This window comes from Kitasatospora sp. DSM 101779 (assembly GCF_025655475.1).
Lineage (GTDB): Bacteria > Actinomycetota > Actinomycetes > Streptomycetales > Streptomycetaceae > Kitasatospora.
The window spans coordinates 2154956-2166171 of sequence record NZ_JAHTIK010000001.1; the positions used below are offsets into that span (position 1 = coordinate 2154956).

Annotated in this window: 7 protein-coding genes; 3 read left to right on the forward strand and 4 right to left on the reverse strand. The window is 76.0% G+C overall.

Annotated elements, in window-relative coordinates; genetic code table 11:
- Positions 1–305: 305 nt before the first annotated feature.
- The 3 genes from KSNIM_RS10035 (at position 306) to KSNIM_RS10045 (ending at position 1860) form a co-directional block, all read left to right on the forward strand.
- The gene (locus KSNIM_RS10035; protein WP_263102880.1) at positions 306–629 is read left to right on the forward strand and encodes a hypothetical protein; all 324 of its coding nucleotides are present in this window, start codon (positions 306–308) and stop codon (positions 627–629) included.
- Between the two features lie 256 nt (positions 630–885).
- Entirely contained in the window at positions 886–1083 is a 198-nt protein-coding gene (locus tag KSNIM_RS10040) for a hypothetical protein (RefSeq protein WP_263102881.1), read from the forward strand.
- A 108-nt stretch (positions 1084–1191) separates the two neighbouring features.
- Positions 1192–1860 (forward strand): response regulator, encoded by a 669-nt coding sequence (locus KSNIM_RS10045; protein WP_263102882.1) that lies wholly within the window; start codon positions 1192–1194, stop codon positions 1858–1860.
- Positions 1861–2321: 461 nt separating this feature from the next.
- On the opposite strand, the gene KSNIM_RS10050 is transcribed toward KSNIM_RS10045, so the two are convergent.
- The 4 genes from KSNIM_RS10050 to KSNIM_RS10065 all read right to left on the reverse strand — a co-directional run.
- Positions 2322–3809: a SagB family peptide dehydrogenase gene (locus KSNIM_RS10050; RefSeq protein WP_263102883.1), complete on the reverse strand. Its 1488-nt coding sequence runs from the start codon at positions 3807–3809 to the stop codon at positions 2322–2324.
- A 58-nt stretch (positions 3810–3867) separates the two neighbouring features.
- Positions 3868–6123 (reverse strand): TOMM precursor leader peptide-binding protein, encoded by a 2256-nt coding sequence (locus KSNIM_RS10055; protein WP_263102884.1) that lies wholly within the window; start codon positions 6121–6123, stop codon positions 3868–3870.
- 24 nt (positions 6124–6147) lie between these two features.
- Positions 6148–9444: a type 2 lanthipeptide synthetase LanM gene (locus KSNIM_RS10060; protein ID WP_263102885.1), complete on the reverse strand. Its 3297-nt coding sequence runs from the start codon at positions 9442–9444 to the stop codon at positions 6148–6150.
- A gap of 1 nt (position 9445) precedes the next feature.
- A partial coding sequence (locus KSNIM_RS10065) for an ATP-binding cassette domain-containing protein (protein ID WP_263102886.1) occupies positions 9446–11216 on the reverse strand: 1771 nt, incomplete at its 5' end.

The following is an 11216-nucleotide window of genomic DNA, read 5'->3' on the forward strand; positions in this document are numbered from 1 at the left end:
CGCCACCCCGCTCAACAGCCCGCCACCAGAAGTGCGAACACCATCACACCCTCCCCCGAGCGGGTCGACCGGCGGATCCGACAGGGCGCGAGCATATCGCCACCGGCTCGAACACAGAACACTCTTGCGGGCAATCCCGGCGGTCCGATGGATGAACTGTGAACGGGCACGGACCCCCGTCGCGCATTCTCCACGGTAGCGGTGCCGCCGCCTCCCCCGAACGGCGGTGGCATGTTGCTGCCAGGCGGAGATCTGACACCGGCCCGCGCCGCCAAAGGTGTTGTGCATCCGTCAGGCTGGACGACGTGTATGCGATCCGCGTCCACCTGGCGGCGCGGAGCGGCCGGCCGCTCCGCGCACCGGTGGAACCCGCCGTGCGGGCCGGGCTGGAGCGCGGGCTCCGGGGCTCCGCCCGGCTGAGCCACGCGCGCATCCGGCACTCCGCCGACGCACTGGACGCGGTGGTCTTCGTCGACGCCGGCTCGCTGCTGGAGGCCGAGGACCGGCTGCGCGACGCCTGCGGCGAACTCGTCGCCGAGAACGGCGAACTGAGCGGCTGGGAACTGCACTGCTGCGAGGCCGACCCGTGGATCGCGCTCGGCCTGCACGCCCTGCCCAGCCGCCCCTGACCGCCGCCCGCGCCCACCGCCACGCAGCCCGGCGAGCTGGCCTCAGGGTGTCACGGCACTGTGGTGCCAGCTCCGGCTGCTGACACGGACCGGCCGGAGCGGCCACTCTCATGGTGTCGGCAGAACGGCGGACCGCAACCGGGACAGCAGCCCCCACCGGGGCCCGGTACGGACCAGCCGCCACTCGGCCCCTGACACCACCGCACCCCGGAAGCAGCCCGAGGTGCAGCCGAACGCGAGAGGATCGGGCATCCCCATGACGCAGAAGGTCCGTTTCATCACGATTGTCGCCCTGGGTCTCGGCGTGCTCACCGGCGTGGCCACCACCGCCCAGACCGGCCACACGGGCCCCGCGTACCGGGCCGACGGCGACACCGCCCCTGCGCCCACCTCCACCGGCACCCCGCTTCCCCCGCTGCCCACCGGCCACCAGGACACCTGGGGCTGGGGCTGAGCCGAACCCCCGGCACCACCCGCGACCGCCCGCACAGGCGCCGGCCCCGCGACCCGGCCCGCCGGCCGCACCCGCAGACCGAGACGACGACGCCCACGAGGTAGCCGGATGACCACCGTCCTGGAAAGCCCGCTCCACCCGGCGGCCCCCACCGCCCGAGGCGGCACCGCCGCCGTCCGCGTCCTCCTCGCCGACGGACACCACCTGTTCCGCAGCGGGCTCGGCGCCCTGCTCGACCGGGAGAGCGACCTCGCCGTGGTCGCCGAATCCCCCACCGCCGAGGAGGCCGCCGCCGAGGCCGCCCGCACCAGGCCCACCGTCGCCGTCCTCGACCCGGACCTGCCCGGCCCCGGCGGCCCGGCCACCGCCGCCCTGATCCGCGACCGGGCACCGGCCACCGCCCTGCTGCTCCTCACCGCACAGGCACGCACCGCCGACCTGCAGCGTGCGGTCGCCGACGGGGTCGCCGGGGTCCTGCTCAAGGACGTGCCGCCGGCCGCACTGATCGCCGCCGTCCGGGAACTCGCCCGCGGCGGACGGGTGTACGACCCCCGGCTGGTCGTCGACGCCGTCCGCGGCGACGCCTCCCCGCTCACCCCCCGGGAGGTCACCGTGCTCGGCCACGTCGCGGACGGCTCCACCATCCACGAGGTCGCCGCCGCCCTCTCGCTCTCCCCCGGCACCGTCCGCAACTACGTCTCCGCGGCGATCGCCAAGACCCGGGCCCGCAACCGCTGCGACGCCATCCGGATCGCCCGCGAACGCGGCTGGCTCTGACGCCTGCTTTCAGGATCGGGACAACCCATGAGGGGCGCGGGGAACTGCGCAACCCGGGCTGCGGGCCGACCAATCAGGGGCGCGGGGAACTGCGCAGTTCGGATGTGGTCCACTTGCCGAATTCGCGTCGACCGGAAATGGGTCGGTCCGACTCGACAGGTGAGCCCTCCCCGAACTGTGCAGTTCCCCGCGCCCCTTGGGGTTGACCCCACTCGACAGGTGAGCCCTCCCCGAATCGCGCAGTTCCCCGCGCCCCTTGGGGTTGACCCCACTCGACAGGTGAGACCTCCCCGAACTGCGCAGTTCCCCGCGCCCCTTGGGGTTGACCCCACTCGACAGGTGAGACCTCCCCGAACTGCGCAGTTCCCCGCGCCCCTTGGGGTTGACCCCACTCGACAGGTGAGCCCTCCCCGACCGCGCAGTTCCCCGCGCCCCCTTGGGGTCGGCCCGTGCCCTTGGGGCTACCCCCTTGCTTGGCTGACCATGTCGGCGAAGCCGTGGGCCGTGCGGGGAACGTCGGACGGGCGGCTGCCGATGAGGAACTCGCCGACTGAGGACTCCGCCGTCCAGTCCAGGCCGAGGGCGCGGGCGGCCGCGTCGGTGTCGCCCGAGCCGAGGCCGCAGGGGGCCAGTCCCATGGCGGTCGCCACGAGGTACAGCGTCTGGTAGACCACGCCGACGTGCTTGAGCGTCAGCGCGTACGCGATCTGGCTGTACTTCCAGGAGAGCCGCCCGAACCGTGAGGTCACGGTGAGCAGGACCTGCGGGTCGACGCTGCAGCCGGTGGCCCGCCAGGCGGCCGTCATCAGCTCGCGGAAGGCCGTTTCGTCCCCGGGGCCGGTGAAGGGCCGCGGGCGGAGGCGGTGCGCCGCCGCGTCGTACCGGTAGACGCCGGGCACCAGGCCCTCGCAGCGGACGACCGAGAGGTAGACCTCGAGTTCGCCGGTGGCTCCGCCGGCGGGGTAGGGGCGGTCGACGATGTCGTAGCCGTGCGGGTCGGCCGGGTCGCCGGGGATGATCCGGCGGACCCGGGCCACCCGGTAGAGCAGTTCGCCGAGCTGGTCGAGGGTGACGGGCCGTTCGGCGTACGCGCGGACGGACCGGCGCCCCTCCAGCACTTCGGAGAGGGCCGGGTCCCGGGCCAGCACCTCGTCCCAGTCGGGGACGGGCAGGTCGATGCCGGCGCCCTCCTCTCGCGGGCCGGTGCCGGGGATCGCGGGCAGCTGGGCGACCTCGGGGTGGGCGAAGACGCCGCCGCTCGGGTAGTCGTGCCGGCCCGGGCGGCTGCGGGCGTGGAAGAGCAGGTCGTGGAAGTCCCAGAGCGGGGGTTCGCCCTGGGCGGTGTCGTCCAGGAAGCCGGCCCCGGCGAGCAGTCCGGCGAGGGAGCGTCCGGCCGCGGGTGCGAGGCCGGCGAGCAGTGCCGCCTCGTCCACCGAGCGGGAGGCGGTGACCGCCGCCACGAAGGCGCCCGCGGCGGGACGGTGCAGGGTGAGCCGGAACGGCGCCATGGGCGATTCGAGGACGCACGCCCCGGCGTGCTCCTCGGGCAGTCGGCGCAGGTAGGCGAACCGGGAGAGCACCGCGGTGTCGGCGGACCGGCCGAGGCCGGGCAGTCCCGCCGAGCGGGCGATCGGCACGGCGGTGGCCAGCGGGACGCCGAGCGGGTCGGCGAGGGTGGTGGTGACCAGGTACGGGAAGCGCCGCAGCAGGTGCAGCAGCCTGCCGCCGGCGGGGAGTTCGTCGAGGTCGACCTCGGTGCGGGTGAGTTCGGCGAGCCGGTCGACGGTGTCGGCGCCGAGGGCGTGCACCCGCTGACGGCCCCAGGGGTGGCTGAGTTCGAGGTCGTCGCCCTGGGCGGTGACGACGACCTCCGGGCGCAGCCGCAGCAGGGTGCGCAGGGGGCCGCCGCCGGCCGCGAGGTCGGGTGGCAGCTGTTCGGTCACGGTCATGCGGAGTACCTCCTCCGGGAGGGGCGGACCGCCGAGCAGCACGGCGGCCCGCACGTCGTCAGATGAAGATCGGGACGGGGTTGAGGTCCTCCTCCCGGGTCGGCCGGTCGAGCCAGCCGAGGGCGAGCGGCACGTCGTAGAGGCGGCCGGGGGCGAAGCGGGCCCAGAAGTGCCGCATGCCGGGGACGATCACCTTGGCGACCGGCAGGCCGACGTCGGGGCGGGTCTGGTCGAGCACCAGGAACTCCATGCCGCGTTCCTCGACCAGGCGCCTGGCGAGCGACAGGTCGTCGGCGAGGTCGGTGCCGGCGAGCTGCGCCCAGCGGCCGGGGCCGGCGGCCGCGACGGTGGGGTCGGGCAGCAGGTGCAGGTTGCCCGCGACGGTGGCAGTGGTCCACCAGGCCTTCTGCTCGGGGTCGGCGCCGGCGTAGCTGACCCGGCCCTCGACGTCGCCCGCGACCGGGCCGAGGAACTGGTTCATCTCGGTGAGGGCCCGGGTGAGCGCGATGTGCGGATCGAGGTGGGCGCCGAAGGCGATCAGGATGTCCTCGGCGGGCTTGTCCAGGCGCCGGGAGAACGCACCGACCACCGGGATGCCGAAGTCCGAGGTGAGGTCGAGCGCCCAGATCTCGCGGCGCAACCCCCGGTAGATGTCGCGGAGTTCGGCGATGTACGGGTCGCCGAAGGCGTCCAGGTCGACGGCGGGCCGCTGCACCCGGTTGTACCACCAGAGGGCGACGGCGTCGCGTTCGACGAGCTCCAGGAAGCCCTGCAGGGCGGCGTCCTCGAAGGAGGTCCCGGCCGCGCAGCCGTTGGAGTCGCCGGCGGCGAAGAAGCCGTGGCGGTGCCGGTAGCCGTAGTAGAGCGACATGGTGGGCAGCCAGCGGGTGCGCTGCTCGGTGAGCGACCAGGCGGGCGACCATTCGATCCGGTCGTCCTCGCGGAAGCGCTCGGGGACGGTGTTGAACATCGAGCGGCGGGCGTTCCAACGGGCCCGCTCCTCGTACTGGCGGTCGCTGTAGAGCAGGGTGCGGGCGGGGTGGATCGCGGCGTCGCCGAGTTCGGTGAAGCTGGCGGTGCGGCGGGCCTCGTCGCCCTGGAAGACGCCGGAGTAGCGCTCCATCGCCTCGCCGAGCGCGCTGGCCCGGGCCTGGACGTCGGTGCGGCCCTTGCCGCAGCTCACCGAGCGCAGCCCGGTGCGCAGTTGGCGCAGGTCGCCGCTCTGCCGGGAGAGGTTCTGCCCGGAGACGTACACCCGCAGGCCGGTGGGGGTGCGGGCAGCTGGCACCAGGGAGGTCACCACGCCGGTCACCGGGGAGAGTTGGGGCCGGTAGCGGTCCAGCATGTCCTCCGGGGAGGCGGAGCGGTGGCCGCCGTCGGCGGTGAACGCCTTCGGCCGGGAGGTGAACTCCACCGGGGCGAACTGGCGTTCGGCCATCAGGCCGGGCTCGCCGCAGGCCGGGCACTGCGGGCGGCGGACCAGCCTGTGGCGTTCGGCCTCCAGCAGGACGGTGTCGAAGGTGAGCACCGCCGGCTCCGAGGGGCGTACCCCGGCCAGCCACTTGGCGGCCTCCAGGGCGGCGAGCTGGGCGCCGGTGCCGAGGGTGGGTGCGAGGTGGGCGCCGGCGGTGGAGATCGGGGTGTCCTGGCCGAGCCGGTGCTGCAGATAGCTCAGCGACTGGCGGTTGGCGGAGAGCCGGTGGGCGAGGCACTCCCAGCAGCCGGTCGCACCGTCGGAAGGGTCCGGGACGAAGACCGGGCCGACCCAGACGATCGAGCCGACCGGGCGGGCGAGCAGCCAGGGCCGGCCGGTCCGCCGGGCGGCGCGGTCGCGGTCGGCGAGGCCGGGGTGCAGGTAGTCCTCGGTGAGGGCGACGGTGAACTCGGCGTCCTCGTCGACGGTGACGCCGGCGGCGGCGAGCGCGTCGAGGAAGGGCTGCGGGTCGAGGTCGCCGTACACCTCGACCCGGGCCCGGGAGGTGCGCAGCGCGGCGGAGGCGGCGGCGCCGTCCAGGCCGGCCATCTCCAGGTAGGCGGCGCCGGCCGGGTCGTCGACGGGCCCGGCGGGGGCGAGGTAGCCGCGGTCGCGGAGGGTGCCGACGGCGCCGAGGACCTTGTCGGCGGGGACGGTGCCATGCAGGGCGGCGCCGATCTGCTCGGGGGTGCGGGTGCCGTCCAGCAGCGGGGCGAGGCGCTGGGCGAGGGCGCCGTCGACCACGGAGACGCCGCGCTCGGAGACCAGGTAGACGGCCTCGCCGTCGACGACGTACGGGGTGTAGTGGCGTTTGAAGCCGATCGCGGTGGTGTCGGACATGGCGGTCCCTCGGGTCTCGGGCGGTCAGCGCAGGGTGGCGAGCGGGGCGGTGGCGGGGTCGAGCAGGCGCAGCAGCAGCAGGCCGACGGCGGCGGTACCGTCCAGGGCGCCGAGGTTGATCCGGTCGTCAGCGGCCCGGTCGGGGTGCCAGCGGCCGGTGGCCCCGTGGCGGGCGATCAGCTCGCCGACGAGCAGTCCGGCGGCCTCGCGGCCGTCGTAGAACGGGCCGGGCAGCAGCGCGTCGGCGCCGTCGGGGACGGTGTGCAGCAGGCCGGCCTCGGCGGCGGTGAGGGCCTCGCCTGCGGTGGCGACCAGGTCGCGGGTGGTGCGGCCGGAGATCTGCGCGGCGCCGACCGGCGGTGTGAGGGCGCCGAGTTCGGCGGGGTCGACGGTGCCGGCGCCCAGCGAGACGGCGGTGTCCAGGCAGGCGAGCCGGCCGGCCCGGGTGGCGGTGGCGAAGCGGTGGCCGCGGAGGCGTTCGCGGACGGTCTCGGGGGCGGCGAGCAGGCCGGGTGCCTCGGCGAGGGTCCGGGCGAGGGCGGCGGCGACCGAGTCGGGGCCGGCCGGGACGAGGTCGAGGAAGCCGTTGTCGGCAGGCTCCTCGCCGGGTTCCGTGCCGAGGCCGGCGAGGGCGTCCAGCGCGGCGGCTGCCAGGGTGCGGATGCCCTCCTCGGTCGGCGCGTGGCCGGGGCCGGTGGCGCGGCGCAGCCGCAGCAGGTTGAGCAGCAGGCCGGCGGTGCCCATCGGGGTGTCGGGCTGCGGGGTTCGGACGGGGCGTCCGGGGCGCGGTTCGGCGGGGGTGGCGACCGCGAGTGCGCCGGGCACCAGGACCTGGGCGCGGGCGAGGAGTCCGGGTTCGCCGAGCAGGACGCCCGCCCGGGCGAGGGCGTGGATCAGCGAGCCGGGGCCGGCCAGTCCGCCGGGGACGGGGGCGCCCGCGGCGAGCCGGGTGTCGGCGGCGAAGGCGAAGCCGCGCGGGGAGTCCGGGTCGATCAGGTCGGCGGCGGTGGTGAGGGCGTGCAGGGCGGCGCGGTGGAAGCGGGGTTCGCCGGTGGCGGCCCAGAGTTCGGCGAGCAGAACGGCGAGGCCGGGGGTGCCGGTGACGAGGTCGAGGCCGAGCACCTCGACCTGGCGCAGGCCGGTGCCGGGGTACCAGCTCTGGCCGAGCCAGCCGTGGCCGCGCCGGTCGGCGAGGATGCGGTCGCCGATGGCGACGGCGTGGCCGAGGAGTTCGCCGGAGCCGGGGGTGGTGCGGCGGGTGCGGGCGGCGGGCGGGGCGGGCAGTTCGGTGCCGGCGCGGGCGGCGTCGATGCAGCCGGTGAGCACGGCGAGGTGGGTGTCGAGGTCGAAGGTGTCGAGTTCGGCGACCCGGTGCTGGAGGCGCTGCCAGCCGGTGCCCTGGAAGTGGCCGGGGATCTCCCGGCCGTCGGCGGTGAAGACCGAGGAGGAGGTGGTGAGCGAGCGGAAGAACGGGATGTCCAGGACGCGGTAGGAGTCGAGTTCGGCGAGGACGACGTCCAGCAGGTCGCCGCGGCCCGGGTCGCCGGCGCGGGCGGTGACGGCGCCGTGCAGGGCCCCGGCGATGACCGTCTCACGGGTGGCGCCGCTGTCGAGGGCGAGCGGGCTGGTCGAGGCGCGGACGATCTTGTAGCCGTCCCAGGTGTGCCGCCAGATGTAGCGCACCCAGATGCCCCGGAAGGGCGCCAGCGGGCCGTCCGCGGAGGCGAGTTCGCCGCGCAGCGCGTACAGCGCGGCGTGCATCTCGCGGTAGCCGGCGGTCAGCTCCGCGGTGTACTGCCACGGGTCGGCGGTCTCGCCGTCGTGGACGGGCCGGTACGGGGGCAGCGGCAGTGCGGGCACGCCGGGGGCGACCTCCAGGCTGCCGATCCGGGAGAGGCAGCCGATGTCGAGGGCGCCGGAGTGCTTGGCGGGCGTCCACGCCTGGAAGGCCATCGCGGTGCGCACCACGGTGGACTCCAGCTCGTCGAGCAGGCCGTGCTGGCCGGGGCTGAGCACCGGCGGCGCCTGGACCTGCGGGTAGAGCAGGCACTCCAGGTCGATCAGGGCGGGGTGCTCGCCGTCGGCGATCAGGTTGTCGGCCCACAGGTCGCGGCCCTCCAGCAGCTGGACGAGCCGGATCGTCATGCCGAGCCGCCGGTAGAAGCGGGCGAAGCCGCCGCGGTCCGCGCAGGGGCGGTGCGGGACGAGCTCCTCCCAGCCGTAGTCGCTCTCGCAGTCGGCGGCGAGCGAGGCGCCGTGGCCGTCGTCGCCGCGGTCGCTGCGCAGCAGCACGGTGCGCTCCGGCAGGTCGAGCGACAGTTCGCGGTTGAGCCGGCGGACGAGGTCGAGGTAGGCGGCGGCGTGCCGCATGTCCTTGGGCTTGTAGACGACGGCCAGGCCGGTCGCGAAGTGCAGCAGGGCGACGGAGCGGCCCCCGGCGTGCCGGTCGCCCGCGTCGCCGCGGACCTGGTCGAGCGGGCCCGGGTCCTCGCCCTGCCAGAGCTGCTCGACGAGCAGCGCCCGGTCGGCGGCGAGCCGGGCGAACAGCTCGGTCTGCACGTGCTGCCACTGCCGGCAGACGGTGCCCACCAGGTACGCGAGCGCGGGCAGCCGCTCCAGCCGGGCGAGCCAGCCCTCGGCGGAGGTGTCCAGGCCGCCGGCGGCGTCCCAGTCGGTGGCGCGCGGGCGGCCGGTGGCGGCCTGCAGTTCGTGGCAGAGCGAGAGGTTGCAGGCCTCGGTGAGCCGGGCGGTCAGGGCGCCGGCCAGGTCGGCGCGGGCCCGGTCGGTGACCGGGACGCCGAGGATCCCGCCGGCGCCGTCGGGCAGCAGCGCTCGGGCGGCGGCCCCGAAGGCGGCGGTGAGGGCGCCGGGCGCGGTGGTCTCCGGGCCCGGCGCGGCGGGCAGCGTGCGCAGGAAGACTGCCAGGGCGAGCGCCCAGGGCGGCAGTTTGGCCGGGTCGGCGAGGACGACCGGGCGCAGGCCGTCGCCGAGCGGCCGGCCGGTCTCCGCGAGGTGGTCGAGCAGCACGCCGGCACCGCCGTGCCCGCCGGCGGCGCGGCGCAGCCAGGTGTCGACGGCGGCGGCACGGGCCCGCCGGTCCTCGTCCGGGTCGGGGGCGAAGTGCGCGGTGCCGTCGGGCCGGGCGGCGGCCCGGTCCTCGAAGGAGGCCGCGGCGGCCACCACGGCGCGCAGTCGCTCGTCGCCCCGGGCGGTGCCGGGGAGCAGCCGGGCGGTGCCGGCGCCGTCGGCGGCACCCTCGTCGGCGTTCCCGTCGGCCGAGGCGTCGGCGGGGCGGAGCCAGGTCTGCAGGTCGAGCGACATCTCACATCTCCTGGAGTCGGGCGAGGCGGGTGAACAGCGGGTCGGTGCCGAGCAGTTCGTCGTACGTGCCGGTGGCGGTGACCCGCCCGCCGGAGAGCACGTGGATGCGGTCGGCGGTGCGGACGGTGCTGAGCCGGTGGGCGATGACGATGCGGGTGGTGTCGAGGCCGGCCACGGCCTCGGCGACCTTGCGCTGGGTGGCGTTGTCGAGGGCGGAGGTGGCTTCGTCGAGCAGCAGGACGGCGGGCCGGCGGACGAGGGCGCGGGCCAGCAGCAGCCGCTGGACCTGTCCGCCGGAGAAGCCCTGCGCGTCCTCGCCGATCCTGGTGCCGAGGCCGAGCGGCAGGCGGCGCAGGTCGTCGGCGATGCCGGCGAGTTCGGCGGCCTCCCAGACCCTGTCCTCGGTGACCTCGCTGTCGGTGCCGGCGAGGTTCTCCAGCAGGGAGCCGCGCAGCATCCGGCCGTGCTGGAGGACGGCGCCGAGCCGGCGGCGGACCAGCCGGGCGTCGAGGGTCGCGAGGTCGCGGCCGTCGTAGCGGACCGTCCCGGACTCCGGCTCTTCGAAGCCGAGCAGCAGCCGGACGAGGGTGGACTTGCCGGCGCCGGACGGGCCGACCACCGCGACCAGTTCGCCCGGTGCGGCGTGCAGCGAGACGCCGTCCAGAGCGGGGGCGGCGGTGCCCGGGTAGCGGAACACCACGTCCTCCAGGGCGACGTCGCCGCCGAGCGGGCCCGGGTCGGCGAGTGCCTCGCGGCGCTCGCGCGGCCCGGACTCGGCGAGGATCGGCCGCAGCCGGTCCAGCACCGGGGCGATGCCGTAGGCGCCGGCCGCGGCGTGGGTGACCTGGCCGAGCGCCATGGCGACCTGGCCGGCGGCGACACCGGCGGCCATCAGGTGCCCGGACGGGGTGTCCCCAGCCGCCGTCGCGCCTGCCAGCAGCACCGCCAGCAGCAGCGGTTGCAGGGCGGCGGTCAGCGCACCGGCCGCGGCGTCGGCCCGCTGTGCGGCGGCGTCGGCCCGCTTCTGCGCGGCGAAGGGCACCGCCCAGCGGGCGAAGGCCTGGATCTCCCGGCCGGCCGTCTGGATCTTGTCGATGCCGAGCAGCAGCCCGTACAGCACGCCCTGCAGCCGGCCGTGCAGCGCGAACACCTCGCTCTCGTAGCGCTGCCGGCGGCGGCCGAGGGCCAGCAGCAGCCCGGTGACCGCCAGCACGGCGAGCAGCAGCAGCGCGCCGAGCCACAGGTCGACCAGCAGCAGCACGGTCAGCCCGGAGGTGGCGAACACCGCGCCGAGCACGGCGCCGACCAGCACCTCGGACATCGCCTGGCGGGCCTGGGCGACCGCGTTCGCCCGGTGCACCAGGTCGCCGGTGGTGAAGTCGCGGAAGAACCGGGCGTCGTGGCCCAGCAGCCGGTCCCAGACGGCCGGTTCCAGCGCGGACTGCACCCGCCCGGTCAGCCGGACGGCCGCGGTGTTGCGGACCAGCACCAGCAGCCATGACGCCGCCACCGCCGATCCCAGCAGCAGGGCCAGCCAGCGGACGGGGTGCCGGTCGGCCGCGAGCAGCTGCGGCAGCAGCACGCCGGTGCTGAGCGGCACCAGCAGGCCGAGCAGCGCCGTGGCCAGGCCGGCCGCGGTGAGCCGGCCGAGGTCCCGGCGGGCACCCGGAACGGCCAGCACGAACCGGGCGAGCCCGGCCGAACCCAACGCACCGGGCGGCAGCGGCGGGTACAGCAGCAGTGCCCGCCGCTGCAGCGCCACCCGGTCCTTG

Bases quoted from the DNA above. Each gene is read 5' to 3' on its own strand.
- KSNIM_RS10040 (WP_263102881.1), top strand. From the start codon at position 886: ATGACGCAGAAGGTCCGTTTCATCACGATTGTCGCCCTGGGTCTCGGC.
- KSNIM_RS10045 (WP_263102882.1), top strand. From the start codon at position 1,192: ATGACCACCGTCCTGGAAAGCCCGCTCCACCCGGCGGCCCCCACCGCC.
- KSNIM_RS10050 (WP_263102883.1), bottom strand. From the start codon at position 3,809: ATGACCGTGACCGAACAGCTGCCACCCGACCTCGCGGCCGGCGGCGGC.
- KSNIM_RS10055 (WP_263102884.1), bottom strand. From the start codon at position 6,123: ATGTCCGACACCACCGCGATCGGCTTCAAACGCCACTACACCCCGTAC.
- KSNIM_RS10060 (WP_263102885.1), bottom strand. From the start codon at position 9,444: ATGTCGCTCGACCTGCAGACCTGGCTCCGCCCCGCCGACGCCTCGGCC.